This is a genomic window from Sphingomonas swuensis (assembly GCF_039538045.1).
GTDB classification, from domain to species: domain Bacteria; phylum Pseudomonadota; class Alphaproteobacteria; order Sphingomonadales; family Sphingomonadaceae; genus Sphingomicrobium; species Sphingomicrobium swuense.
Map to the genome: position 1 here is coordinate 1,573,325 of NZ_BAABBQ010000001.1, position 26,458 is coordinate 1,599,782.

Genomic DNA, 26,458 nt, shown 5'->3' on the forward strand with positions numbered 1-26,458 from the left:
GACAACCGTCGTCCCGGCGCGGAGCGGGAGCTCAGGAGAACAGGCGCCTGCACTCATGAAGCTCCGGCCTTCGCCGGGGCGACGGCGAACCGCTAGGCGGCTGCGTCGTCTTTCTGCTCGCGGTTGGCGTAGACCCGGACCGGCTCCTTGCGGCCGTCGACCACGTCCTTGTCGACATGCACCTTCTCGACATTGTCCATGCCCGGAAGGTCGAACATCGTGTCGAGGAGGATCGCCTCGAGGATCGAGCGGAGCCCGCGAGCGCCGGTCTTGCGCTCGATCGCCTTGCGCGCGACTGCCGACAGCGCGTCGTCGGAGAAGCCGAGCTCGACCTCTTCCATGTCGAACAGCTTGGCGTACTGCTTCACCAGCGCGTTCTTCGGCTCGATCAGGATCTTGACCAGCGCCGCCTCGTCGAGGTCCTCGAGCGTCGCGATCACCGGCAGACGGCCGATGAACTCGGGGATCAGGCCGAATTTCAGCAGATCCTCGGGTTCGCAATTCTTGAGCACCTGCCCGGTCTTGCGCTCGTCCGGCCCGGCGACATGCGCGCCGAAGCCGATCGACTTGCCCTGAAGGCGATCACCGATGATCTTCTCGAGGCCGGCGAAGGCGCCGCCACAGATGAAGAGGATGTTGGTCGTGTCGACCTGCAGGAACTCCTGCTGCGGATGCTTGCGCCCGCCCTGCGGCGGGACGGAGGCGGTGGTGCCTTCCATCAGCTTCAAGAGCGCCTGCTGGACACCTTCGCCCGACACGTCGCGGGTGATCGAGGGATTGTCCGACTTGCGGCTGATCTTGTCGATCTCGTCGATGTAGACGATCCCGCGCTGCGCCTTCTCGACGTTGTAGTCGGAAGCCTGGAGCAGCTTGAGGATGATGTTCTCGACGTCCTCGCCGACATAGCCCGCCTCGGTCAGCGTGGTCGCGTCAGCCATGGTGAAGGGCACGTCGAGGATCCGGGCAAGCGTCTGCGCGAGCAGGGTCTTGCCGCAACCCGTCGGGCCGATCAGCAGGATGTTCGACTTGGCGAGCTCAACCTCGGCACCGCTCTTGGCGCCGTGGTTCAGCCGCTTGTAGTGGTTGTGGACCGCGACCGAGAGGACGCGCTTGGCGCGGTTCTGCCCGATCACATAGTCGTCGAGAACCTTGCAGATCTCCGACGGCGTCGGAACCCCGTCGCGCGTCTTGACGAGCGCGGACTTGGATTCTTCGCGAATGATGTCGTTGCAGAGCTCGACGCACTCGTCGCAGATGAAGACGGTCGGGCCAGCGATGAGCTTGCGCACTTCGTGCTGCGACTTGCCGCAGAAGCTGCAGTAGAGGGTGCTCTTGCCGTCGCCACCGGAAAGCTTGGTCATAATCGTCCTTGTGTCGCCGGCCGCCGAAGCGCCCGGACGGGCAGCCTAGCCCGCTTGTCTGTCGGATACAAACTCTCCGAAGCCTTAACGCGTTGCGTTCCCCGGAGAGCTTTCGCAACCGATATGGCTTCCAGGTGACGCTGCGACAAGGGCGAAGCCTAGTGCCGACAGGCACTTGCAGTCGACGCGCAGCTCGTCTGCCGGCGATGCAGCCCGATTTTGGCGCTGCTCCGTTCCGAGACGTTCCTGCGCTCGACAGGCCAAGGCAACGTGGGTTAATATCATGCTTACCATGCGGGGGAGCTGCCGGTGTTCGCCAGCCTCATTCTTCTTGCCGGGGTTCAAAGCGCGACCGATTTCGGCGTGCGGGTGGTCGGCGGCCATTCGCCGGTGCTGACGAGATCAGCTTCGACGCAAGCCCCTTCCCTGCCGTCGGCGGCGCCCTTCAGCCTGGCCACGGCGAGCCGTATCGGCGCGCGCTTCGGCCGTATCACCAGCACCTGGCGGAGCGCCTCCCGCAACCGGCTGGTCGGCGGCGTCCCCAACAGCTGGCACCTCCAGGGCCGCGCGATCGACATCGCCCGCCATCCCTCGGTCCGGCATTCGGAGATCGCCGCCGAGCTTCGCCGCAACGGGCTGTACCTCATCGAATCGCTCGACGAGGGGGATCACAGCCACTTCGCCTTCGCGAGCGGGCCGCTGCCCTCGTCGCGGCGGCGCTCGATCGCCGACCAGATCGCCGAGACCCGTGCCGAGGCGAGCTATTTCCGCTTCGTCACCGTGCCAGCCCGGCTGCGCGAGACTGCACCGGGCCGAAGCTCGGGCAACTAGCCGTCGCTCAGCTGCCTTCGGCGAGCGCGAGATTGTTGGCGGCGCGGACGAACCAGCGGTCACTTTCGGCCAGCGCCTCGGCGAAGGCTCCCGCCGCCTTGACCGTCTTGCCCTGGCGAAGCGCGACTACCCCTGCATCGTTGAGGCGCGCCGCGTAGGTAGCTGGCTCTTCCTCGGGGCGGCGCCTTGGAAGATGTTCGCTGACGGCGGCGCGGGCGAGGTCCAGATTGGCAGCGATGCGCGGCTGGCCGGGGGCAAGTGCGGCCGCCTGCGAGAGGGCTTCGACGGCCTCCTCCCACCGGCCGCGCAGGAGAAGCGACCAGCCAAGGTTGTTGAGGAGGGTCGGATTGCCGGGCGAGGCGGCGAGGCCATTGTCGTAGGCGCGGTCGGCGGCGAGCCAGTCCGACTGACGGTCAGCCGCGACCCCCCGCGCATTCCACGCTCGCCAGCTGGCACCCTCCGCGCGCACCGCGCGATCAAGCAGGTCGACGGCCCGCGCGATGTCATTCGCCTGGAGGGCCGCCATCCCGGCCTTCTCGAGCACTGTCGCACTGGGATCCCCGCCAGCGATGACAGCTGCGTAGCGGGCCGAGGCTTCCGCCCAGCGATGCTCGGCCAGCGCAAGGTCGGCGAGCAGCCGCTCGACCTTGGGACCTTCTCCCCCGCTCGCCACCGCGGCCCCAATCATCTCGCGCGCCTGTACGGTTCGCCCCGACCGGAGGGCGCGTTCGGCCTCGATGAGGCTCGAGTCGCCGGGTCCGCTCGCGGCGGCAAGAGCGGCAAGGAGCAGGATCACGCCGGCAGGCGCCTCCGCGCGGCGTCCAGCCCCAACCGGACCACCATCCGCTCGCTACTCGCCTCGCCGTCCGGCTCGAGCACCAGACCGAGCTGCCGAGCGAGCCGCTGCGCTTCGGCGCGACGTGACAAGGGATAGCTGATCGAGGAGGTCGCCTGGGTACGCGGCGCGTCGCCGATCACGACCGAGCGCCAGCCGAGCGCATGGAGCTGCGTGCGGGTGGTCGCCGCGAGCCGCGACACCCGCGCAGCGTTGAGCAGGGTGACCCCGCCCCGTGCCGCGAGGGTCCCTCCCGCGCCGCTTCCCGCCTGCTTCAGCGTGGCGATGGCGCTGCGAGGCCGCGTGACCAGCAGGACCTCGGCCATCCCGGTCCGCTGCAATTCAGGCCCGTCCGCCGCCCCTTCCGCTGCCGCCAGAGCAGCCGGTCGTCGTTGCGCTGGTGAAAGCGGAACGCTGATCGAGGCGGCCGCGGATGCGCCGTCGCTGTCTGCCGGGCCGGCCGCGATCGGCGCGCCCAGCGTGACGCTCGTGACCTGCGTGCCCGAGCGCCGGCTGGCCAGCTCGGCGCGAACCCGTCGAGCCTCGACCTGCCGTCCCTGGAGCGCAAGCGACGTTGCAAGGTTGGCGTAGAGCCTCAGATCATCGGGGGCGATGGCGAGTGCCCGCTCGTAATGGTCGCGTGCGAGGTCGAAGCGGCCCATGCGGTCGTAGCAGGCAGCCAGTCCGTTCAGCGCATCGACGCTCTGCGGATCCTCGCGCAGCGCCCGGCGAAATGCCTCGGCGGCAAGCGCGATGCTGCCGAGCGCAAAGTGCGAACGCGCCTCGCTGACCCGGAAGCTTGCCGGCTTCTGGCCGGGCGCGAGCGCGGTCGCCTGCGGGCGAATCTCCACATCGCCGATGCCAGAGCAGGATGCCGCCGCGAGCAGCGGAAGAGCGAACAGCGCACGTCTTGCCACCATGATCCTCATTGCCCCGCCATTGCCGGAATGATGGTCCGGATGACCCTGATCGCCGCCGGGAGCATCAGCACCCCGATCATCACCGGGAGCATGCAGGCGACCAGCGGGATCGACAGCAGCACCGGCAGTCGGTGCGCCTTCTCCTCGGCCCGCATGCGGCGCTTCTCGCGCATCTCGGAGGCGTAGATGCGAAGCGTCTGCCCGACCGACGAACCCAATTTGGTCGACTGGATGAGGAGGGTCGCGAAGGCGCGGATCTCGTCCACCTGGGCGCGGTCGGCCATTCGCCGAAGCGCATCCTCGCGGCTCCGTCCGGCCCGCAGCTCGAGCACCACCGTGCCGAGCTGCTCGGCAATGAGCGGGTGCGAATGGACCATCTCCTGGCCGACCCGGGCGAAGGCCGCCTCGAGCCCGAGACCCGCCTCGACGCAGACCAGCAGGAGGTCGAGAGCGTCCGGAAAGCCATTTATCAGGGCCTGCTGGCGGCGGTCGGCCTTCGCGCGCACGAAGAGGGCCGGCACGTACAGGCCCGCGAGCGCTGCGACCATCGACTGGACATAGAGCGCGAACATGCCGGGCGGATCCGACGAGAGCCAGTGCAGCAGCAGCAGCGTGGCCGGGAGGAGCACGACCAGCGAAAGACGCACCAGCGTGTAGATGCGCGGCGCCGCCGGGCTGGTGAAGCCCGCCGCCTGCAGGCGCTGCCGGAGGAGCTGGTCCTTGGTGTCTGCAAGGCTGAGTCCGCTCCGCTCGATCGTGTCGACCAGTCGCCCCCAGGCACTCCGATTGATGTCGGTGCGCAGCGTGCCGATGCGGACCGAAGTGTCGACCGGCATTCCTCCCGCAGCACCGAGGCGCTGGCGAGCACGGCTCCGAGCCGCAGCCACGTTGACCAGGGTGAAGGCTGCGCCCGCGACCGCGACGAACAACAGCACGAGCAGGCTCAGCTTGGCGACGATGTTATCGGCGAGAAGATCGAGCATGGCGGATCAAACCTTCAGGTCGACCATCCGGCGGATGGTGAAAAAGCCGATGAAGTAGAGGACGATCAGCGCCATGAACCCGGGCACAAAGACCGGGTCCTGCGCGACCTCGAGGTAGAAGCGGGCATTGAGCAGGAACAGGCCGCCGAAAGTGAGCACCGGGAGCAGCGACAGGATGACCGCGGTCATCCTCCCCTCGCTCGACAGGGCCCGCACCTTCATCAGCATCGCTGCCCGGTCGCGGATGACCTTGGACAAGTTCTCGAGGATTTCGGCGAGGTTGCCGCCCGACTCGTTCTGGACCGACAGGCAGACGACGAACATGCGCATGTCGTCGAGATCCCAGCGTTCGGCGAGGTCGAACAGCGAATCCCGCATCTCGGCACCGTAGGTGACCTCGTCGACGACGATCCCGAACTGGGTTCCGATCGGGTCGGGCATCTCGACCGTCAGCAGGTCGAGCGCGGCGGCGACCGGATGCCCGGCACGAAGCCCGCGGACGAAGACGTCGAGTGCGACCGGGAACTGCTCCTGCATCTTGCGGATGCGCTTCTGCGCCTTGGCACGGAGGATCAGCAGCGGGATGAAGAAACCGAGCGCGAGCGACACGGTGGCGATCAGCAATGCGGGACCGAAGCCGAGCGGGATCCCCGCGGCAAGCAGCAGGACGACGATCACGGCCATGACGACCAGCGGCGCCGCAACGAGGATCGCAAGGAGCTGCGAGGTCGGGAGGCGCAGCCCCGTCGCCATCAGCGTGCGCTCGATCGAGCGGACCGCGGGCCGGAGCAGGCCAGGCATCTTGCCCGCCGTGTCGAGATTGTGGCGGCGCAGCACCCCGAGCGTCTCCGCCCTGGTCGAGCCGCGCCCGATCATCTTCAGCCGGGTATTGATCGCCCGGGTCGCGCCGCGGCTCTGCGCGATCCCCCTGATGAGCGTTTCGACGACCATAAGGACGGCGGCGAACACCAGCACCAGGATCAGGACGCGGAGGAGATTGTCGGCCATCAGTCGAACCGCACTTCGGGACGGAAGAGGTCGGCCGGAAGGCTGATCCCGTGGCTGATGGCATCTTCGAGAAAGCGTGGCCGGATGCCGGTGGCCTCGAAGCGCCCGAGCACCTCGCCTTCGGCCGAGCGCCCGGTCTGCCGGAAGCGGAAGATTTCCTGCATGGTGACGACGTCGCCTTCCATGCCGGTGATCTCCGACACGCTGACCAGCCGACGCCGGCCGTCGGACAGGCGGACGAGCTGCAGAACGACGTTGATCGCAGAAGCGATCTGCGCGCGGGCGGAGCGGCTGGAGATCTCGATCCCCGACATGCCGATCATCTGCTCGAGCCGACTGATCGCATCGCGCGCGGTGTTGGCGTGGACCGTCGTCATCGACCCGTCGTGGCCGGTGTTCATGGCCTGGAGCATGTCGAAGGCCTCACCCGCGCGGACCTCGCCGACGATGATCCGGTCGGGGCGCATGCGAAGCGCATTCTTGACGAGGTCGCGCTGAGCGATCTCGCCCTTTCCTTCGGTGTTCGCGGGACGGGTCTCGAGCCGGGCGACATGATCCTGCTGGAGCTGGAGCTCGGCCGAGTCCTCGATGGTCACGACCCGCTCGCGATTGTCGATGAAGGCCGACATGGCGTTGAGCATGGTGGTCTTTCCGGACCCGGTGCCTCCCGAAATGAGGACGTTGCGGCGCGACTGCACTACCGCTTTCAGCACCTCGGCAATGGCGGTCGGGAGGGAGCCGATCTCGACCAGTCGGTCCATCGAGATGGGCACCTTGGCGAACTTGCGGATCGACAGCAGAGGCCCGTCGAGCGCGAGCGGCGGCACGACCGCATTGATACGGCTTCCGTCGGCCAAGCGGGCGTCGACGAGCGGGGAGCTTTCGTCGACCCGGCGGCCGACCGCCGAGACGATCTTCTGGATGATTCGCAGCAGGTGCCGCTCGTCCTTGAAGCGTGCGTGGCTCAGCTCGAGGGTGCCGTAGCGCTCGACGAATACCCGCTTGTGGCCGTTGACGAGAATGTCGGTGATGGTGCCATCCTTGAGCAGAGGCTCTAGAGGCCCGAGCCCGAGCAACTCGTCGAGTACGTCGCCGACCAGCTGGCGCCGCTCGGCGAGGTTGAGCGCATGGTTCTGCTTGGCGATCTCTTCCTGGAGGATCTCGCCCACCTCTTCCTCGATCTGCTCGCGCGACATGGTGTCGAGCTTGGACAGGTTGATGAGGTCGAGCAGCTGCTGATGGAGATCGACCTTGAGGTCGGTATGGATGTCGCGGCTTCCCTCGGCGCCGGCATCGCCGACGTTCATCACCCGCCGCTCTTCCAGCGGCACGATCCGCTCCTCCTCGAACGTCGGAGCGATGCGTCCGGGCTTGCGGATCTGCCACATGGTCAGCGCTCCAGCCCGAGTGCCGCGACCAGGCCGTTCTCGAGCAGGTCGAGGTCGCGGGCCACCGCGCTCTTGCGCTTGATCTCGTCGATCAGCACGCCGCGCTCGACCGCCGCGGCCATCACTGCCGGCTCGCTGACGACGGTGTAGGAGGCAGGCCGCCCGAGCGCGGTCTCGGCATCGCTCAGTCGGACGGGCTTGAACAACGACTTTTCGAGCCGGTTGAGCACTACCTCGACCCGAACCTCGCCGAGGTCCTGGTCGCGGAGCAGGTCGAGCTGGCGGCGCGCCTGGTGGAGCCCGGAGACGCTGAGTTCGGTCACCAGCAGGACAATGTCGCTCCGCGCCACCAGCGACAGAGACCAGTGGGTCCAGTTGGCGGGCAGGTCGACGAACACGGTACCGTAAGTGCGCTGGGCCTGCTCGACGACGGCGAGCAGCTGGTCGCTGGTAATCGCCTCGAGCGGGAGCACCTCCGCCGGAGAGGCGATGACCGCAAGCCCGCTCGCATGCGGGATGGCAACCGAGCGGATCATCTCGCCGTCGAGCCGGGTACCGGCCTCGAGAAGGTCGGTCAGGGTCAGCTTGGGCTGGAGGCCGAGCTGGAAGGCGACATCCCCGAATTGCACGTCGAGATCGATCAGGCACGCCTCACGCCCAAAATCGGCTTCGTTGCGAGCGAAGCGGCAGGCCAGCTGGGTGAGCATCGAGGTCGCGCCGCAGCCACCGCGCGCCCGGACCGCGCTGACCAGCCGCGACGAGCGCGCCAGCGCCTGCTGATCCTTTTCGACGATCTGCTGCGCGAGCGGTGCGATCGACGTCTCGAGGTCGTCGAGGGTCAGTGGCAGCGGGAGGACGTCGTGCGCGCCCATCTTGAGCAGTGCGCGGACCAGCGCCAGCGGCGGCTCGTAGGCGGCGGCGATGACCGGAATATCGCCTGCATTGGCGACCAGACGCTCGAACCGCTTGATCGAGGCCGGCGTGTCGGCGTCGACCTGGATCACCGCGGCGCCGGCGGACGCCATGTCGGACGCGTCGATCCATTCGGTCACGGGGACGATGCTGAGCGTCAGCGGAAGGCCGTTGACCCGCGTCCCGAGCAGCGCTCCCGCCTCTCCCTCGACCCCGCTGAGGTAGAGGTGGATTCCGGCCTCGCGACCCTGCAGCCGCCACACCCGCGCCGTGTCCTGCTGGTTCATTGCGTGCACGCTGGATACCTCAATTGGAAAAGCCCCCTGACACATCTTCCGCCACCACCGTGGTGGAGGTGACCGGCAGGCGGAAGTTGGCGAGCAGCAGGGCGGTGGTCGGCGAGAAGGTCACTCCCTCAAGGCTGACGGTAATCAGCGGCGACACTTCCATCACCTCGGTGTCGGCGCTTCCGGCGAAGCCGAAGCCAGAGCCGGAGTAGGTCACCCGGATGTTGTCGGCGGTAAGGTCGGGCTTGATCTCCTGCATGCGGGAAACGAGCTTGTTGAAGGCCGCGCTGTCGACACCCCCTCCGTCCTCTGCCAGCGGACAGGGCGGCCCTCCCGTGTCCTCCGGGCAGCTGCATTCTTCCTGGGTACAGGTCACCGGTGCCATTGCATCGGCAGGAATGAGCTCGCCGGGCTTGAGGTCGGTGCTCGCGAAATTGGCGGCGATCAGGCCGGACGAGACAGGGTCGGTGACCGCGGCCATGCGGGCGCCAATCTGGGTCGCCTTCTCGGCCTGGTTCAGGTCCCACATGAAGCGGCCGACGTCGACCACGCCGAACAGGAAGAAGAGCAGCACCGGCAGCACCAGCGCGAACTCGGCGGCGATCGCTGCGCGCTCGGCCCGGGCGAGGCGAAGGGCAAGCCGCATCACAGCCCGGCCACCGCCACTTCGGATTCGGCGACCAGGCACATGCCGGTGGCATCGAAGCCGAGCAGGTTGAACAGCGGTTCGTAAGTCAAAGCGGCCGAGACCTTCACCACCGGAATGTCGCCATCGAGACCGGTGTAGATGCCGCGGTAATCGTCCTTGGCGACGCAGCGCATGGCGATGCTGACCGCCTGGGTGGCCGAACCGCAGGGCGCGCGGTCGCTCGGAAAGCGCCGCGGACCGCTTCCATCGACTCGCCCGGTGGTCGTCACGTTGAGGATCTGCTCCTCGGGCGTGTAATCAGCATCGGGATCGACCGCGAAGACCTCGTCCGCGCAGTCATAGTCGGCGCTCAGCGGGAGGCGCGAGGCAAAGCGCGCGCCGTCGCGCACCTGCTTGATGACGACATGTTCCTGCCAGAAGTAGTTGCCGAGCTCCATGCTCCCGAACAGCAGGGCGATCAGGAATGGCAGCACCAGCGCCATCTCCGCCGCCGCCGCGCCGCGCGTGTCGCGCAGGATGGTGCTGGGGCCGCTCATCGGATCAGATACGGCTTGCTGCGGGAATAATATTGGAAGCCGCTGCCGCTCTCCGACGTGGTCGCGGGGCCGATCACCTCACCATAGATTTCCTTCTCGTCCGTAGTTGGCGACGACGACGGGCCGCGCTGCAGCGAAGGCTCGGTTAGAAAGACATCAAACACCCGGAGGATCGTATAATCCTCGTAGGCTGCGCCTTTGCCCTTCAGCTTGGAACAGTCTGCCGCGACGATCGGAAGGATTCGGCGGTCCTTCTGCTCGGGATAAGCGGTAGAACCGTATTTGACCGACGGGTAGGCGCACTGCGTCTTGACCGTCCAGCTGTAGGTCGTCTTCTTGCCCTTAGGCGGGTCGGGCGGGCCGACGAGATTGACCGACCGCTTCGTCGCCATTCGCGCGCCAGGGTTGGCAAGCTCCCACTGGTAGATGTCGTAGCGGGTAAGCGTCGCCGCGGTGGATCCGTTGTCGAGCGCCGCAGCGATCTCGGCGGCGGTCACGCCGGGATGATTCTCCGCAAGATAGCTGGCGCGATCCCACGCCTTGTCACCGAAATTGCCGCCGGCACAATTATCCGAGTAATGGCACGTGTCGCGCGCGAAGCCCGTGGCTTGTGAGGGCGCCTCCTGGAAGGCGTAACCGTCCGTCTTCGGGTCGCTCGGGCAAGATGGCGCCGACGAGGTGGCCGAGGCAATCTCCTCCGCAGTCGGCGTCGCTGTCGCCGTCTCGAACTTTGTCGTCTTCTTGGCACTGATGTCGATGATCATGTCCTTGCGCGCATTTGGCGCGGGACAACCCTCGCCGGTCGCCACCTTGCACGCCGACGCATCCTTCGTGCTCGGACTGCCGGCATAAACGTCGAGCCGCGTATTGACCGCGTCGGTGACGTTCTTGTTGCCCGGCTCGGTTTCGTTGTCGTCTGTTGCCTGGCAGCCGTTGAGCCCGAAGCCGAGCAAAGCGTTGACCACGCCGGTATTACCGCTGCCAAAATCCAAGAGCCCGTAATTGCCTGGGGCCCAGCTGTCTCCGCTGAAGACCTTCATCCGCAGCCCGCGCCCGCGATCGTCGTCGGTTGGGAAATCGCTGTCGGTGCACACCAGCAAGGGGGCGACGTTGCAGATCGAGGCTTCCACCCCCGCGACCGCTTGGGCCGCCGACGACCCTGAGAAAGCCGCCACGATCGGGGTGAAGACGTAATTGGCGGTGCGCAGCGAGGTGGTGACAACGACGAAGCGCGCGTCAGAATCCCCTTCGGCCTCGGTGCAGGCATCGTCGAGCGCTCCCTCGCTGTCGTCGAAATCCGAGCAGAAGGTCAGGGTGACGGAGATGTCGGCACCGTCATCGTCATCGTCGTTGGCGAAACGGGTGAAGTTGCGCGCCAGCCGATTTTCCATCGTGGGGTCGGTGACCGCATTGGTGGCCCGGGCCCGAGCGCCAAGTTCGCCCGTGTCCTCGTCCTCGGCGACCCGGTCGAGCTGGGTGGCGGCGGCGAGCGCGGCCTGGTCGGCGGCATTCTGGAGCTCGGTATCCATGGCGGCGAGCCGGGCATAATCGAAGGCGATCCCGCCGACGGCGATGAGTCCGGTCAGCGACAGGGCGACGATCGGCGCCACCGCCGCCCGCTCCGACCTTCCTAGTCTCCTGAATAGCCCGAGCACGTCATTGGTCCCTATTGTGGTCCCGAGCCGCCGCCGCCGCTTCCCTGCGTGCTCCGGACCTGCTCGATCGCCTTGACCTGATCGGTGCGGTAGCGGCGCGCGGCCGCGGCGGCCTTGTCGCCCGCGCTTCCCGGCTTGGTGTCGGTCGCGGCGTAGGAGGGCGCGGGGTCGACGGTCTGGACCGCCTTGTTCCAGGCCACCGCCTCGCCGAACTGCGGGTCGACCGAGCCGGTGCGGCGGTCCGTCGTCTGGGCGCAGCCGGCGAGCGCGAGTGCGCCTGCTGCGGCAGCGATGATGCGGCGGCTAGAGCACATGACCATAATCCCCTGCGAGGCCGACAGGACCCTTCGGTGCCTTGTTGAGCGCGGTCCCGGCTCCACCGCCTCCGCTTGGCGGAGGTGACGGATTCTTGACCCCGACCGTCGGCGCTGCGCCGACCCCGGTGTCGGTCCTCCCGAGCAGGAAGAGATCGGCGTCGGCCGGCGGCTGGACACGGTCGGTCGGCGCCTTGAGCCGGTCGGCGAGCACCGGCGCGACGAGCCGCGGAGTGACGATGATCACCAGCTCGGTCTCTTCCTTCTGGAAGCCCGACGAGCGGAACAGGGTGCCGATGATCGGCAGCGAGCCGAGCACCGGGACCTGCCGGATCGTATCCTGGAAATCCCGGCGGAGGAGCCCGGCCATGGCGAAGCTCTCGCCGTCGCGAAGCTCGACCACGGTCTTCGCCCGGCGGGTCTGGAGGCCGGGCACGCGTAGCCCGTTGATGACCACCGACGCACTCGGGTCGATCGAGCTCACCTCGGGCGCGACGACGAGGTTGATCACTCCGTCGGCAAGCACCGTCGGAGTGAAGGCGAGGCTGACGCCAAACGGCTTGAACTCGACCGTGATCGCCTGCGAGGTGCCGGTGGAGGTGCCTCCGCCATTTCCTTGGACGGTCGGGATCGGGAATTCGCCGCCTGCGAGGAAGTTAGCGGTCTGTCCCGACAGCGCGATCAGCGTCGGCTCGGCGAGCGTGGTGATCGCGCCCTTGCGCTCCAGCGCGTCGAGCGTGAGGTTGAAGTTGGTCCCGAAGGCCCGGAAGGTGCGCGAGATGATCCCGAAGCTGTCGCTGATCGCGCCGAGCGTCGGCGGCCCCGATCCGACAAGCCCGGCACCGCCGCCGATCGCGCCCTGGAACTTGCCCGCGTCGGAGCCGACGAAGGTGCTGACCCCGATCTGCTGCAGCGCGCTCCGCTTAACCTCGGAGAAGCGGACCTCGAGCATCACCTGCTGGGTGGCGCCCACCGACAGAAGATTGACGACCTTGCCCGGGGCATAGGTCTCGGCGAGTTGCATGGCGCGCTCGGCCGCAGGTCCGCTCGGGACCACGCCTTCGAGCACGATCGACTCGTTCGACATGCGTGCGCCGACCTGGCTTGCCGGGAGCAGCTCGGCCAGCTGTCGTCGAAGCCCGATCACGTCGGGCCCCACCGCCACGTCCATCACCGCAATGAGCGTGCTGTTGCGATCGTAGAGCGTCAGGCTGGTGGTGCCGGGCTTCTTGCCGAGCACGTAGAGCGAGCGATCGGTCAACGGCAGCACGTCGGCGATCTCGGGATTGCCGACAAGCGCCTTGGCGAAGGCCCGGTCCGAGCGCAGCACCTGGCTTTTATTGACCGGCACGGTCAGCTCTCCGGCATGGACGCCCTGCATCTGACTGATCGAGGCGACCTGCGCTGCGGCCGGCATTGCGCCAAGCGACATCAGGGCGACGCCGCCGAGCGCGGCAAGCATGTTCCGATTAGCGACCACCCCCAAAGCCCCCCACTTCATAACTGGTCGGCGCGGTCCCCCTGACCACTTCGACGCTGTTGCGTATCGGTGCCGCGGCCGGGGTCGGTCGCGGTGTGCGCGGCGCCTCGCGGCGGACCTGCGGACGCGGCGCGGCAAGGCGCGTGTAGGGCACGCGGGCCGGCTGCTGCGCGTTCATGGCGGTCGAAGCCAGCTGCGGCCGGTAGATGCCCCCTACCCCGTAGCGGAGGTCGGCCAGGCTGACCGTCTGCGCCGGCGGCAGATCGTCCTCCTCGCCCGGCTTGCGCAGCACCAGGCTGAGGTCTCCGACCTGCTGGCCGAGCGCGAGCTTCTGGGCTTCGAGCGGAGTCACTTCGAGCGTCGCGGTCTTGGCGACGGCGGGCTTGCCCGCATCGCTCTTGGCGCGCTGGCCCATGGCGATCACCCGCGTGCCCTGGAGAAGGACGTCGGTGACCTGCTGCGAATTGCTATTAGCGCCGACCACCTGGCGGGTAATCAGCACGTCGACCGTATCGCTCGGCTGGATGAAGCCGGCAACGCCCGACACGTCGTTGATCCGGACCGACACCGCCCGGTGCCCGGCGGGCAGCAGCGCGGCAATCGAGGCGCCGGCGCCCGGACCGGTAATCTTGCTTGCGAGGATGACCTCGTTGAGCGCAATCGGGGTCAGCGCGACGCGCTTCTTGTCGGGCGCGAGCAACTCCGCGGCGCTGGTGAAGCTGCCGTCGGGAAGCGCGTCCTTGGGATAGTTGATGAAACGGACGTGCTCGGGCTTGAGCGGCGTTCCGAAGTCGAGCGGCGCGGCTGCCACGGCGACCCGGACCATGTCCTGCGGAACCGCGCTGGCGCGTCCGGCGGACAGGTAGGTGTTGGCCAGGAAGACGGCGATCAAGCCGAAAAAGACGGCGATGCCGACGGCGAACAACGACTGGCGCTTCATGGTCGAGCAGCCCCCTATCCGCGATGATGAACTCACGATCACGCACGGTCCGGCAACTTGCGCTCAGGCAGTCCCCAGCCGGACCTGGAACAAGAAGTTGAGTGGGTCGCCGCTCCAGAGGAAGCGGCGACCCACCGATCAACTGTTACGGAGCGGGCGCCGCTTCCGCCGTGCAGATGGTGGTGCCACCATCGGGATCTTCGCAGATCTTGTCGCCAGCGCCGAACAGCGCGCGCGAGATGTCGCCGCCGAGCGCGACGGCACCGGCCGCGATCAGCGACCCGACGATGGCGAGAATGAGCGCATATTCGGCCGCCGAAGCGCCGGACTCGTCACGAATCATCTTGAAAAAGGTCATGGATAATCCCCTTCCGTCCTGATGGGCCCCCGCTGGGCTGCCCCGAGCTAAGCCGCTTGGCTGGAAGAGGTTGTCCCCCTCATCAATCTGGACGGTGCGTGTTGGATGCCGATGGCTTCCGCTGCCGCACCGATCGATTACCCAGGTCAATCGGCTGGGTTAAGAGAATGCTAACATTTCAATGAAGTCAACCAGCCTTGCTAACCTGCATCAGTATCTTGGACTTGGTTCCGTAGGGACTAAGTCGTTGCGACGTGCCGATATTTAAATCAGGTTAATCCGTTCGATCTAGACCGGTCGGGATAGCGAAGGTGTCTCAAAGCTGGGCAAATGTGTCGCGACGAACGCACAAAGGTGCGGTTTCGCTACTGTTCCGAAACGATTTTCGAATCGGCCAGGCGGTCAGGACGGCTCGCGCAAACGGTAGGTGACGTTCACTCGGGTCGAGAGCAGCAGATAGGGTAGCCAGATGGCGACGCTGATCAGCACCTTCTTGATGTTGGCGTCGAGCAGTCCGGACAGTGAGACGGCGATATTCGCCGGCAACCCCGCGTCCGACGCGGCTCGACCGATCAGCAGCTGCGAGAGGATGTCGAGCAGCCAAACCAGCAGCAGAAAGCGCGGAAAGAGCGCGACCTTGCGAAGCGCCATGACGAAGGCGACCACGTAGAGACTGGTCAGCACGACCGTGTCGAGCGTCATCGCGAGGTGCAATGTCGACAACCATGCCGGGACATGGTGCGGAATGGCCGGCATGGTGACCAGATATTCGGCCGTTCGCACCGGCACGTTCATCAGCATGCCGATGAGCAGCGAGACCATGATCCCGCTGGTGCCATAGAGTGGATGCCGCGCCGCCGCCTCTCGCGACAGCGCTGTCCAGCGTCCGATCCGGGCGAGCCGCCATTGCGGCTGAGGCAGGTCCTCGCCGTTGTCGAACCAACGGAGCGCCAGCCCGAATGTCGCGACCGGTGCCAGGGTCAGGAGAAGATAGGGTGCAAGGCGAACGTCGCTGCTCGGAAGCGGGCTGACCCAGACCCTGGCCGCGCTCGCCAGCACGGCGATCACCAGCCAGACGACCACCAACGTCGGAAGTCCGCCTTCCAGACGCAGCAGCAGGGTCTTGGAGCGGGCATGGAGACGGCGGCTGGCCGTGTCGAACAATGGGGCGACGAACGAGAGCAACGCGAGAGTCCTTTCGGCCGATCCCGCTCTTTCTCGACCCTTGCCCTTTCGACTTGGTTAATGCCTTATTCGGTCTCGATGTTCCCTCCGCTTGCACCCCGCCTTGCAGAGCAGGACGGCAAGGCCATCAGGCAACCCGGATCAGGACCAGCGTGAGGTTGTCGGGAGCGCCCCGCTGGAGCACCGACCAGACCAACCCGTCGGCGACCTCGTGGAGCGATTGGGCGCCGCCCAGCGCCGCGCGGAGTTCCGGATCGGGGACCATCCTGGTGACTCCGTCCGAAGCGAGCAGATAGACGTCGCCGGGGCGCACCTCCCCAGCTTCGATGTCGAGCCGGAGCGTGTCCGAGGCCCCCACCGCACGGGTGATGACATTGCCGTTGGGATGCTCGTCGGCGCGCTCGGCTTCGATCATCCCGGCTTCGATCAGTTCGTTCACCAGGCTGTGGTCACGGCTGAGCGGGACCAGCTGACTGTCGCGATAGCGATAGGCACGACTGTCGCCCGCCCAGAAGCAGAGCGCCTGCGCCTCGTCGATCAGCAGTCCGACCACCGTGCTTCCGATGGTCCGCTTCTCCCCTCCCTCCTCGGCCAAATCGCGCAGGCCGCGGTTCACATGGCCAAGGCAGGCGGAGATCTCGTCGGGAGTGACCCGGGCGAGCGCGCCAAGGGCTTCGACGATCCGGGCGCTCGCCACTTCGCCGGCCTCGTGCCCGCCCATGCCGTCGGCGACCACGAACAGCCCGGCCGCGGATCGCACCAGCAGATTGTCCTCGTTGATCTTGCGCTTGAGCCCGACGTGGGTCCTGCTGACGGTTTCGAACCTCATCGGCTGCAGCCTCGCGCCCGTTTCGCAACCCTAGCAATTAACGCCGGATCATGCGAAAAGTTAAGCACCACTTAACTCAGGGGCCCGGCTGTGAACAAGGCTTACAGCACCAAGGCGCTGCCACCCGGCACCGTTCTCCGGGAATGGCGCCTCGAGGAGGTGCTCGGCGTCGGCGGGTTCGGCATCGTCTACAAGGGCCGTGGAATCTACTTCAACGAGCTCGTCGCCATTAAGGAGTATTTCCCGAGCTCGATCAGCGAACGCGACGAAGAAGCCACCGTCGTCCCAGTCGACTCCGAGGTGAGCGAGGTGCACGCGCTCGGCCTCAAGAAGTTCGTCGAGGAAGCCAAGCTGCTGTGGAACCTCTCGACGCCCTCGCGCCACCCCAACATCGTCAGTGTCCGAAGCCTCTTCGAGATCCACGGCACCGCCTACATGGTGATGGACTTCGAAGACGGAGTCTCGCTCTCCCGGCTGATCAAGCAGGGCCAGAAATGGAACGAGCGGAGCCTCGTCGCGCTGATCAAGCCGATCGCCGACGGGCTCGAGCGGGCGCATCGCGTCGGGGTCCTCCACCGCGACATCAAGCCGCCCAACATCCTCATCAACGACAGCGGCCGGCCAGTGCTGATCGACTTCGGCTCGGCCCGCTTCGAAGCAGCCGAGGCGACCAGCACCAAGGTCACATTCCACACCCCGCCCTATGCGGCGATCGAGCAATATGTGAAGACCTTCGAGCAGGGGCCGTGGACCGACATCTACGCGCTCGGCGTGGTGCTCTACGAATGCGTCACCGGCGCCAAGCCGCCCGAGGTGCTCGAGCGGATGCATGGCGGCGCGGGCACGCCGCTCGCGGAGGGGAGCTGGCCCGGCTACAGCAAGCGCTTTCTCCGCGCGGTCGACGCGGCGATGGCGATCAAGCCGACCGATCGGCCGCGCTCCATCTCGGACTGGCTGCCGATGTTCGACGGCGGCGAAGACGAACCCGAACCGGCCGAGGCCGACTTCGACGTGACCCGCATCGTGCCGTTCGACACCTCGTCCGAGGCGATCGTTCCGCTCGCCCCAGCTCCCTCGGGCTTCGTTCCAGGCCAGTCGCTCAAGACCGGAGTGCCCGATCGGCCGAGCGAGGCCGAGTTCAAACGCAGCGGCCATACGAAGGCCACACGCAAGCCGCGCGCGAAGAAGGCCGCGAACCCCACTCCCGCCGAGAGCGTGGCCGTCTCCGCCGCTAAGCCCGATACGCCTCCACCTGCCCCACCGGTCAGCCAGTCGACAGGGAAGCCCGAACCCGCGGGCGCCGCGACGCGCCCGAATAGGAAGCCGCTCATCGCCGGCGCGGCCGCGGTGCTGGTACTCGCCACCGCCGGCGGCTGGATGCTGCTCCGGCCCTCCCCCACGCCCGTCGCCGCGGGCGAGCAGATCGTCGTTCCCGACACACCGGCCCCCGTGGTCGTACCGCGAACTGCGCTTGCGAGCGGCGCCGCTGCCTTCCTTGCCGAAGCCAAGGCCGCCTCGGCGCCCGACGATGCAGTCGAGCCGCTGGCCTCGCTGACGACCCTGCTGGGGGCACCGCCCGCCGGGCTCGACGACGCTCAGGCAGGCGAGCGCGTCAGGAGCGTCTACGGCCAGTTCGCCGCCACCCTCCTCCAGTCGGTCGATGCCCAATCGACGAAGATGGCGGAGCAGATCGCCTGGACGAGGGCCGACCCGAACAGCCTTCCACCCGAGCGACAACTCGTTCTTGTCGGCGCGCGACGGAGCCTCGCGGACCTTCGCTCGGCCGAGCTTCGCACCCGCACCGCGACCGACCCCCGCCAATCACTGGAAGCCGCGCGGCAGGCGCTCGGCCACTATCGCGCCTTCACCGAGGCCTCGACCGCAATCGCCAACCTCGATAGCGCCGATCAGCGTTCCGCCGCGCGGCTGGCGGCAGCGGAGGAACGAACCCTGCCCGCCCCGACCGCCGTGCGTCCGGCTGCGAGCGCGGTGAAGTCCGCGGCCTCGCCCATCCCGACCAGCAGCGCGGCCGCTCCGACTTTAGCCACAACCTCCGACAGCCTGTCGCCAGCGTCGACCAGCCAGTTCAACGCACTCGTCGGCGAAGCCCGCGACATGGCGCGGCAGGTCATACGAATGGGGGACCGCGCCAAGGCCGGCTCGTCGCCGCAGGAGCGGGCCGATGCCGAGCTGCTTCGCTCCAACGCCCAGCTTGCACGGACCTATGACGCGAGCCTCGTCCGCCTCAAGGACGTATTCCGCTCCGTCGGGTCGGATCGCCAGGCCGACCCGCTGATCAGGCAGGCGCGGCAGACGCGGGCCTATCTGGTGTTCCTGGTCAAGCGTTCGACCGACGCATCGCGGCGGTGAGCAAGCTCGTGCATTGCGGGAGTGAACGGTGCTGATCGCCCTGCTGGTCGCCGCCGCGTTGACCGCCGCCTGCTGCTACGTCCATCTCGTGGTGCTTCGCCTGCTCAAGCGGGTTGTCGACGCGCCCCGCCCGATGGGTCACCCGTTGCTATTCATCATCCTTGTGCTGTTCGCGACCCATGTCTTCGAGGTCGTGCTGTTCGCCTTCGCACTGTCGGCGCCCGACTGGGCCGACTACGGGCGTCTTGAAGGCGCGATCGTGGGCGGCCCCGGCTGGTTCGAGGACCATTTCTACTTCTCGATCGCCTCCTACACGACGCTCGGCATCGGCGACATCGTTCCCGCCGGCCCGATCCGGATCGTCGCCGGAATGGAAGCGCTGACCGGGCTGGTCATGGTCGCCTGGAGCGCCTCCTTCACCTACCTCGCGATGGAGCGTCTCTGGACCCGCACCAACAGCGACGCCCACAAGCTCTAGGCCGGGATCTCGAGCGAACGTTCGCTGTAGGTCGCGGTCCATTCGTTGAGGTCGGCAAGCATGATGCTCGCGCTATTCTCCAGCTCGTGCGCGAGCTGCTCGAGATCGGCGACCTGACCGAGCCGCTCGGCGTTGGCGGCCAGCGCCTCGGCGCTGTGGGCCGAGCGGCTCGCAGCCAGCAGATGCTCGCCATGGCCGCGCATCCCGAACACCGCCGCGCCGATCGCTGGAAGTCCGGCGGTAAGGAAGATGAAGGGCCCGGTCAGCCGTGTCGTCCATTCGTGCACCAGGAAGTAGCCGCCGATGTAAAGGAAGCAGGCGGCGATAACCGCGCCGATGAGGAAGTTTCCGATCTCGTGAAGGCGATGGTCGAGCTTGTGCATCCGCTCGCTGTTGACCCGGTGATAGGCGGCCTGCGGGAGCAGCTGCTCGCGAACGACGTCCCCGGCGAGAAGTCGTATGCCCTCCTCGGTCAGCTCGCCTACCGGCCAGTCCATCTGCCGCCACACCGCGGCGGCGTACCAGCGGGTCCAGTCCGATCCGCCGCGCTCCTGGCGGCGGTTGCGGGCGACGCCCTCGGTGCGGAACGGCGGGCCGACCATCCCAGTGCGCTTGAGGTAGAGAAAGGGCCGCAACGTCTCGGCGAGGTAGCGATATTGCAGCCACTTGCGGTGCCAGTCGCCGCGCGTCCCGGCATTGGTGTTGAGGAACAGCAGCCCGATCACCCCGAGTTCCGCGACTACCAGCAGGATCTTGATCGAGGGCACGATGAGCCCGAACAGGGCGAGGTTCACTGCCAGCGCGGAGAGCACGTAGTTGGTGATGTGCCCGCTCCGGAACAGCTGGGCGTAGCGGATCGCGAGGAAGTTCGCCCAGGCGTAGGATTGCGACAGCGCCTCGCGCATCCCAGCCGCGCCCGGCTCGCGCACTTCCCGCCAATCGCTGGCGATCTCCTCCTCAATCGACGGCTGACGCCAGGGAACGCGAGGCAGGCCCTTGACCCGCAAGAGCCACAGCAGGAGCGGATACTCCATCCGCAGGTTGGTCGTGCGTGCTTCCTCGCTTAGATAAAGCTCGGCCTGGGCGCGGGCAGCGGGCTCGGGCAGCAGCACTTCGGTCAGCAGCGTGACGATCGCTTCCGCGCTGCAGATCGGCGTTCGCTGGTAATCGATGATGTCGCGTCCGAAGATCAGCAGCGGCTCGCCGGCGACGCCCTGCGCGCGGTCGATCGGGACGTGGATGACCGGCACTCCGTTGGTCAAGGCGAGGTCGACGACGTGCGCCGTCCCGCCCGGCCCATTGCCGTTGCCGCCATCCCACACCGCGATCAGGATGTCGGAAGCGGCGACCACCGCCTTGCCGACCTGAACATAGGCCGCCTCGGCGTCAGCACGGTCGGAGGGGAGCGCGAACACCTCGTGGGCGAGCTCGAGCTGCTGGACGAATTCGCGCCGCTCGCGCCCGCGCTTGAAGTCGGCGCTATATTCGTCTGCGGCAAAGGGAAGCAGCGCGCGGATCCGGAAGCCCGCCTCCTGAGCCACCGTCGCCGCCATCTGGTCGGCGCCGGTGGCAAGCGGCGTATGCAGCCGAAGCTGGGGCGTGCTTGCCGCGAACAGCTCCGGATGGTCATCGTGGAGCTGCTCGGTCACGTCTCGCAACTGGTCGAAGATGCGGCGGATGATCGGCGAGGTCTGCGCGACGAGGTCAGGGGACAGGACCGAGGCGCGGTGTCCCGTGATCCCGATGTTGAGGGTCAGTCGTGGCCGTGGTGGATGTGCCTCGCTCAACCTCTCCTCGCCTCCCCCTGCCTTGCCACTCGTTCTCAGCCCTCGTTCCCGCTCCGCTTCGCGTGGACGAGTTCGACATTTCCGATCTTCAGCACCGACCCGACCGCAAGGAAGCTCGCGCCCTTGATCCGCTTGCCGTCGACGAAAGTCCCGTTGGTCGATCGCAAATCGGTCACCCGCAGCCGATCGTCGGCGAGTTCGACCAGGCAGTGCGCACGCGACACGACAGGTTCGGCAAGGATGATGTCCGATGGCGCGGTCCGCCCGATCCTAAGCCCCGCGCCGGTGACCACGAAGCGTTTCTCGATCCGTCCCCCCACCCTCAATTCGAGCGCATGGAAGTCGGCCGCCATCCCCCCGAGCGGGTCGCGCTCGACCCGCGCCCGGGCGGAATGGTCTCGCTCCTGCTCGAGCACGGCGCATGATCCCTGGGATGCTCGATCATCGGCGGCTTCGAGACGGGCGGCGGAGGCCGCGGGATCGAAGCGACGCCGGACGGGCGCTCCCGACTCTGACCCGGCGAAGGCGATGCCGTGCCCGCGCGCCGCGGCCTGCTTCAGGTCATCGACAAACCGGCACCATGCCGGATCGTCGGTTTCTCCCGACCAGCCCGACAGGTCGGTGGTGTGGGTCAGCTGGAAGATGATCGGGAGCTCGCATTCCTCGATCATGATCGGCGCCATCTTGCCGAGGCGGTCGGCGAGCGTTGCCTCGGCCCGCACCCAGCGCGAGCGTACGCTGCTTGGCGACCACAGGACGACCACCGTTCGAGCAGCGCGCAGGTTGCGCTCGATCACCTCGTCGAAGGTTTCGCCCGAATGGAGCGCGGCATCCCACCATACGCTCAGGCCCTCGGCCTCGAAGCACTGCGCGAAGTGCTTGGCCACAGCGCGATCGGTCCGCGCATAGGAAATGAAGATGTCGGTCCCTGGCAAGGTCGCGTCCCTTGTCCGGGCAAGCCGCCCGTCTCCCCACTCCTTCCGACGCGCCGAACACAACCGAGTCGCGCCACAACCTTGTCAATTAATTCTGGTTAAGAGTCGAGCAGCCGCAATCCCATGCGGATCGGGGGAGGCTTAGAAAGCCAAGCTTTCGCCTCGCCGCTACTCGCCGCGAGCGCTTGGGATCCTGGTCGATGTTCTAGGATGGCTGGGGCGGCAGGATTCGAACCTGCGAATGCCGGTACCAAAAACCGGTGCCTTACCGCTTGGCGACGCCCCATGAGCGAGGCGGGCTTATAGCGGCCGCGTCGCGTTCGTATAGGGTCATGCCGCGCGGATCGTCGGGCGGCGCTTGGGGATGGTGCCGAACGGCGGTTCGACAGCGGTGTGGGCGTCAAACGGGATCTCGGGCCGACCGAACAGGAAGCCCTGCAGCTGGCCGCAACCGAGTGCGACCATCAGCGCAGCCTGTTCCCCGGTCTCGATGCCCTCGGCAGTGACATCAAGGTCGAGCCCGCGGGCGAGCGTCAGGATCGATTCGACGATCGCCCTCTCGGCTGGACGTCCAGGGGCCGCGGCGGCGACGGTGAAGCTGCGGTCGATCTTGAGCGTGTTGAACTCACCGTTGGTGAGGCAGGCGTAGCTCGAATAGCCCATTCCGAAATCGTCGAGCACCAGCCGCACCCCTACCGCGCGAAGCTGGTCGAGCGTGGTCCGGGTGGTCGCGTCCCCGGCGAGGAAGATGCTTTCGGTCACTTCTAGTTCGAGCCGCCGCGCCTCGAGCCCGCTTGCGGCGAGGGCATGGATGACATGGCCAACCAGCGCTGGCCCAGCGGCGAGCTGCGCGCTCGAGACGTTAACCGCGACACGAGCGCCATCGACCCACCCTGCGGCTTCCCGACAAGCTTCGCGAAGCACCCAGTTGCCCACCTGGCCGATCAGCCCGGCGTCCTCGATCACCGGAACGAACAGGTCGGGTGCGACCTCGCCGCGCACCGGGTGGGTCCAGCGCAACAGCGCCTCGCGGGCAATCACCTCGTGGCTGCGGGCGTGGACGATCGGCTGGTAGGCCAGGCTCAGTTCGCCGAGCTTGAGCGCCGAGCGAAGATCGCTTTCGAGCGCACGGTTGGCGGCCGCCTCCTCGGCCATTGCGCCCTCGAAGAAGAGGAAGCTGCCACGGCCGGCCTTTTTGGCGCTGTAGAGGGCAAGGTCGGCGCTTCGGGTAAGGCCTTCCTGCGTGATGCCGTCGAGAGGGGCGATGGCGATCCCGATGGTCGCCCCGATATTGAGTTCCGCGCCCGATATCCGATACGGCGCGGAGAGGACCACGATCACCGCTTCGGCGAGGTTGGACAGGGTCTCCCGGTCGGTTGCGCCGGTCAGCACCAGTGCGAACTCGTCACCGCCGAGCCGGCCGACCTGGTGCGCCGGAGCGATCCGTTCGAGGCGCCGGGCCACCTCGCACAGCAGTTCGTCGCCGACCTCGTGGCCGAGCGTATCGTTGACCAGCTTGAAGCGGTCAAGATCGACCAGCATCAGCGCGCAGCCCCCGCCCATCGGCCGGCCGCGGATCAGCGCCTCCTCCAGCAGTTCACGCACGAGCAAGCGATTGGCGAGACCTGTCATCGGGTCGTGGCGGGCCGCAGTGATGCTGTCGTGACCGGTCAGCCTCGAGAGGGTGATGTCGGACCCCACCCCGCGCCAGCAGGTCAGCCGCCCCGCTGCGTCGAACTGTGGCTTGCCCGACAGCAGCCACCAGGCCCGTCCGCCCTTCGCCGGGATGGCGAGGTCGCGGAACGAGCGGCTCGAGCGAAGGGAATCGAGGATGTTCCTCATCCCGGCCGAAACCGCGGACACGCTGTGATCCGGGTCGAGCAAGTCGATGATCGGGCGCCCGATCAAGTCCTGCGGCCGTTCGCCGATCGCCGCGGCGAGCCCGTCCGACAGATGGGCGACGGTAAGATTGGGGGCCAGCTCCCACAACCACTCGCTGCCCGAGGCGTCAAATTCGCGAAGCAGGTTTATGAGCTCGCCCTTCTCCTCGAGCTCGAGCGTCGCGGCGAGATGCCCTGCGAAATGGCGGACGTTCCACAAGATGGCGTAGGTCAGCAGCCCGGTGTAGATCGGCGTCAGGAAGAGCGCCGAGGACTGCTCCAGCTTCAGCATCGCGATCAGGCTGGATATCGCGACCATGGCGACGAACAGCAGCGCGGCGGGCGGCACGGTCGACATGGTGACACTCGCCCCGCTCGCCATTCCGAACAGGATCAGGATCAGGGCGACCTGGGCGGCCGGCGAGACATGGTCGAACCAGAGGAACGCGGGCAGCATCCACAGTAGGGTAAGCCCCCCGATCGGCCACATGATGGTGCGGATCGTCGGCGGCTTGGCCCGGGCATATTCGGGGTTCCGCCGCAGCCGCGCGAACCGGATCAGCCGGGCGGCAGATACTCCGGTGATCAGCCCCGACCAGAGCAGGACCTGAAGATTCGGCAGGTGCGACCACAGAGAGATCGCAAGGACGATAGCGGCGGCGACGTTGACCAGGATGGTCATCGGTATCATCCGGACCAGCGCATCGATCTGGCCCTGGCGAACCCGCTCCTGCACCCGGTTCTGCGGTGGATTGAGGAAGCACAGAGTCGCAAGGTCGATCGGCGCTTCGCGAGCGCTGCCCTGCCCTGCTGGCGTTCGTCCCTGCCCCTCAGCCACGATCGGCGGTGTAGGGAAAAAGAAGCGAACGAACCTTAAACAATTGATCCGCTTTCGAATCTCATTTGTCCGCTTCGGATTAATCGAGTGCCCTTCGAGAGGTTTCGGGCAGCCAGACGGCGGTCACCACGAAAGCCATCGCGACGACTGCAATGGTGTACCACAGGCCGGCGAAGGCGTTGCCCGTGCTAACCACGATATACTGGCTGATGAATGGCAGGAATCCACCGAAGTAGCCGGTCCCGATGTGATAGGGCACGCTCATCGAAGTGTAGCGTATTCGCGCCGGGAAGAGCTCGACGAGGATCGCCGCAACCTGGCCGTAGGTCATCGCCGACAAGGCCACCATCGCCGCCACCGCGAGGATGATCTTCCAGCGCTGCTTGTCCGCGGGATCGACCCTGTCGGGATAGCCGGCCGCGGACAGCGCCGCGACATAGCCCTTCTCGTCAAAGCCTTCGATCCGGTCCTGCCCAACTCCGAGCGCCGCGCGGCCGCTCCCGGCTTCGCCATAGCTCCGCTCGTAGCTGATCCCACGCTTGGCCAGGAACGCCTGCGCCTTGCCGCAGTCCTGCGCCTGCTTGGGGGCGAACACGCTGTAGTCGCAGGAAGGATCGAGCGTCAGCGTGACCGGAGCGCTGGCGGTCGCCTTGGCAAGCGCCGGATTGGCGCCGTCGGCCATCAGGTGGAAGAGCGGGAAGAGCAGGAACAGGGTCAGCGCATAACCGGCGAGCAGCAGCTTCTTGCGCCCAACCCGGTCCGACAGCGCGCCGAAAGCGACGTAAAGCGGCGCCGCGAGCATCGCGCCTACAGCCATGTAGAGCAGCGCCTCTTCCTCGGGCAGCCGAGCGGTGCCCTGGAGGAAGTAGAGGGTGCCGAACTGGCTAGTGTAATAGATGACGGTGAGGCCCGCTGAGACACCGAAGAGGGCGACGAACACGCGCTTGAGGTTGCCGGGGTAGGTCAGGCTGTCCTTGAACGGGTTGCGGCTGGTCTGCCCCGCCTCCTTCATCGCCTTGAACACCGGGCTCTCGGAAAGCTTGAGGCGGATGTAGAGCGAGATGGCGAGCAGCCCGAGGCTGATCAGGAACGGCACCCGCCAGCCCCAGGCATCGAACTGCTCCTGCGTCAGCGCGTGGCGGCAGGCGAGCACCACCACCAGGCAGAGGAGGAAGCCGCCGACCACGCTGACCTGGATCCAGCTGGTATACTGCCCGCGCTTGCCCGGCGGAGCATGTTCGGCGACGTAGATCGCCGCGCCGCCATACTCACCGCCGAGCGCCAGTCCCTGGAGCAGCCGCAAGCCGACCAGCAGCGCCGGCGCGAGCAGCCCCGCCGAGGCATAGGTCGGAAGCATGCCGATCGCCGCGGTGGCGCCGCCCATCAGCGTGATGGTGATGAGGAACGTGTATTTGCGCCCGATGCGGTCACCGAACCAGCCGAACAGCAGCGCGCCCAAGGGCCGCACCCCGAAACCCGCCCCGAACGCCGCAAGGCTGGCGAGCGTTGCGGCGGTGGGATTGTCGGCGGGGAAGAACAGCTTGCCGAGCAGCGCGGCAAGAATTCCGTAGAGGAAGAAGTCGTACCACTCGAACACGGTCCCGAGCGCGCTCGCGGTGATGACCAGCCGGTCGCGCTTGGCGTCGACGACATAGCCGTCGTTGATGGCAGTCGTAGCCATGTTCGTGATGGTTCCTCC

General features: G+C 67.0%; 23 protein-coding genes and 1 tRNA gene. 3 read left to right on the forward strand and 21 right to left on the reverse strand.

Annotated elements, in window-relative coordinates; translation table 11 throughout:
* Positions 1-92: 92 nt before the first annotated feature.
* Positions 93-1,361: an ATP-dependent Clp protease ATP-binding subunit ClpX gene (gene clpX / locus ABD727_RS07890; protein WP_344706833.1), complete on the reverse strand. Its 1,269-nt coding sequence runs from the start codon at positions 1,359-1,361 to the stop codon at positions 93-95.
* Between the two features lie 309 nt (positions 1,362-1,670).
* Between clpX and ABD727_RS07895 the strand changes: the two genes are divergently transcribed.
* Positions 1,671-2,192 carry a D-Ala-D-Ala carboxypeptidase family metallohydrolase gene (locus tag ABD727_RS07895; RefSeq protein WP_344706834.1) on the forward strand — a complete coding sequence of 174 codons (522 nt, stop codon included), beginning with the start codon at positions 1,671-1,673 and terminating at the stop codon, positions 2,190-2,192.
* A gap of 7 nt (positions 2,193-2,199) precedes the next feature.
* Here the strand turns inward: ABD727_RS07895 and ABD727_RS07900 are convergent, their stop codons facing one another.
* From ABD727_RS07900 to ABD727_RS07970, 15 genes are all read right to left on the reverse strand, one after another.
* Positions 2,200-2,988 (reverse strand): tetratricopeptide repeat protein, encoded by a 789-nt coding sequence (locus ABD727_RS07900; protein WP_344706835.1) that lies wholly within the window; start codon positions 2,986-2,988, stop codon positions 2,200-2,202.
* Positions 2,985-3,944, reverse strand: coding sequence for a LytR C-terminal domain-containing protein (locus ABD727_RS07905; protein ID WP_344706836.1), 960 nt, complete (start codon positions 3,942-3,944; stop codon positions 2,985-2,987). The genes ABD727_RS07900 and ABD727_RS07905 overlap by 4 nt, the downstream gene beginning before the upstream one ends.
* 8 nt (positions 3,945-3,952) lie before the next feature.
* Positions 3,953-4,930: a type II secretion system F family protein gene (locus ABD727_RS07910; protein ID WP_344706837.1), complete on the reverse strand. Its 978-nt coding sequence runs from the start codon at positions 4,928-4,930 to the stop codon at positions 3,953-3,955.
* Between the two features lie 6 nt (positions 4,931-4,936).
* Positions 4,937-5,938 carry a type II secretion system F family protein gene (locus ABD727_RS07915; RefSeq protein ID WP_344706838.1) on the reverse strand — a complete coding sequence of 334 codons (1,002 nt, stop codon included), beginning with the start codon at positions 5,936-5,938 and terminating at the stop codon, positions 4,937-4,939.
* Positions 5,938-7,245: a TadA family conjugal transfer-associated ATPase gene (locus tag ABD727_RS07920; protein ID WP_344708048.1), complete on the reverse strand. Its 1,308-nt coding sequence runs from the start codon at positions 7,243-7,245 to the stop codon at positions 5,938-5,940. Before ABD727_RS07920 ends, ABD727_RS07915 begins: the two co-directional genes overlap by 1 nt.
* A gap of 83 nt (positions 7,246-7,328) precedes the next feature.
* Complete coding sequence (locus tag ABD727_RS07925; RefSeq protein ID WP_344706839.1) at positions 7,329-8,525, reverse strand: CpaE/TadZ family protein; 1,197 nt, start codon at positions 8,523-8,525, stop codon at positions 7,329-7,331.
* Between the two features lie 19 nt (positions 8,526-8,544).
* Positions 8,545-9,171, reverse strand: coding sequence for a TadE/TadG family type IV pilus assembly protein (locus tag ABD727_RS07930; RefSeq protein WP_344706840.1), 627 nt, complete (start codon positions 9,169-9,171; stop codon positions 8,545-8,547).
* Entirely contained in the window at positions 9,171-9,710 is a 540-nt protein-coding gene (locus ABD727_RS07935) for a TadE/TadG family type IV pilus assembly protein (RefSeq protein ID WP_344706841.1), read from the reverse strand. The genes ABD727_RS07930 and ABD727_RS07935 overlap by 1 nt, the downstream gene beginning before the upstream one ends.
* Complete coding sequence (locus ABD727_RS07940; RefSeq protein WP_344706842.1) at positions 9,707-11,320, reverse strand: pilus assembly protein TadG-related protein; 1,614 nt, start codon at positions 11,318-11,320, stop codon at positions 9,707-9,709. The genes ABD727_RS07935 and ABD727_RS07940 overlap by 4 nt, the downstream gene beginning before the upstream one ends.
* A 56-nt stretch (positions 11,321-11,376) precedes the next feature.
* The gene (locus ABD727_RS07945) at positions 11,377-11,679 is read right to left on the reverse strand and encodes a hypothetical protein (RefSeq protein WP_344706843.1); all 303 of its coding nucleotides are present in this window, start codon (positions 11,677-11,679) and stop codon (positions 11,377-11,379) included.
* Positions 11,669-13,159 carry a type II and III secretion system protein family protein gene (locus ABD727_RS07950; protein ID WP_344706844.1) on the reverse strand — a complete coding sequence of 497 codons (1,491 nt, stop codon included), beginning with the start codon at positions 13,157-13,159 and terminating at the stop codon, positions 11,669-11,671. Before ABD727_RS07950 ends, ABD727_RS07945 begins: the two co-directional genes overlap by 11 nt.
* Positions 13,149-14,099, reverse strand: a complete 951-nt coding sequence (gene cpaB, locus ABD727_RS07955; protein WP_344706845.1) for a Flp pilus assembly protein CpaB — start codon at positions 14,097-14,099, stop codon at positions 13,149-13,151. The genes ABD727_RS07950 and cpaB overlap by 11 nt, the downstream gene beginning before the upstream one ends.
* Before the next feature lie 145 nt (positions 14,100-14,244).
* Complete coding sequence (locus tag ABD727_RS07960) at positions 14,245-14,457, reverse strand: Flp family type IVb pilin (RefSeq protein ID WP_344706846.1); 213 nt, start codon at positions 14,455-14,457, stop codon at positions 14,245-14,247.
* Positions 14,458-14,859: 402 nt separating this feature from the next.
* Entirely contained in the window at positions 14,860-15,642 is a 783-nt protein-coding gene (locus ABD727_RS07965) for a DUF2569 domain-containing protein (RefSeq protein ID WP_344706847.1), read from the reverse strand.
* Positions 15,643-15,769: 127 nt separating this feature from the next.
* Positions 15,770-16,471 carry a PP2C family protein-serine/threonine phosphatase gene (locus tag ABD727_RS07970; protein WP_344706848.1) on the reverse strand — a complete coding sequence of 234 codons (702 nt, stop codon included), beginning with the start codon at positions 16,469-16,471 and terminating at the stop codon, positions 15,770-15,772.
* A 90-nt stretch (positions 16,472-16,561) separates the two neighbouring features.
* Here ABD727_RS07970 and ABD727_RS07975 point away from each other — a divergent pair, with 90 nt between their 5' ends.
* Positions 16,562-18,841 carry a serine/threonine protein kinase gene (locus ABD727_RS07975; RefSeq protein ID WP_344706849.1) on the forward strand — a complete coding sequence of 760 codons (2,280 nt, stop codon included), beginning with the start codon at positions 16,562-16,564 and terminating at the stop codon, positions 18,839-18,841.
* A 28-nt stretch (positions 18,842-18,869) separates the two neighbouring features.
* A complete protein-coding gene (locus tag ABD727_RS07980; protein ID WP_344706850.1) occupies positions 18,870-19,319 on the forward strand; it encodes an ion channel in 450 nt (149 codons plus the stop codon).
* On the opposite strand, the gene ABD727_RS07985 is transcribed toward ABD727_RS07980, so the two are convergent.
* The 5 genes from ABD727_RS07985 to ABD727_RS08005 form a co-directional block, all read right to left on the reverse strand.
* Positions 19,316-21,106: a hypothetical protein gene (locus tag ABD727_RS07985; RefSeq protein WP_344706851.1), complete on the reverse strand. Its 1,791-nt coding sequence runs from the start codon at positions 21,104-21,106 to the stop codon at positions 19,316-19,318. The genes ABD727_RS07980 and ABD727_RS07985 overlap by 4 nt on opposite strands.
* A 35-nt stretch (positions 21,107-21,141) precedes the next feature.
* A complete protein-coding gene (locus ABD727_RS07990; RefSeq protein ID WP_344706852.1) occupies positions 21,142-22,041 on the reverse strand; it encodes a TIR domain-containing protein in 900 nt (299 codons plus the stop codon).
* A 211-nt stretch (positions 22,042-22,252) separates the two neighbouring features.
* Positions 22,253-22,327 (reverse strand) — tRNA-Gln (locus ABD727_RS07995).
* Positions 22,328-22,371: 44 nt separating this feature from the next.
* Entirely contained in the window at positions 22,372-24,759 is a 2,388-nt protein-coding gene (locus tag ABD727_RS08000) for a putative bifunctional diguanylate cyclase/phosphodiesterase (RefSeq protein ID WP_344706853.1), read from the reverse strand.
* A 79-nt stretch (positions 24,760-24,838) separates the two neighbouring features.
* Positions 24,839-26,440 (reverse strand): MFS transporter, encoded by a 1,602-nt coding sequence (locus ABD727_RS08005; RefSeq protein WP_344706854.1) that lies wholly within the window; start codon positions 26,438-26,440, stop codon positions 24,839-24,841.
* Positions 26,441-26,458 lie beyond the last annotated feature (18 nt).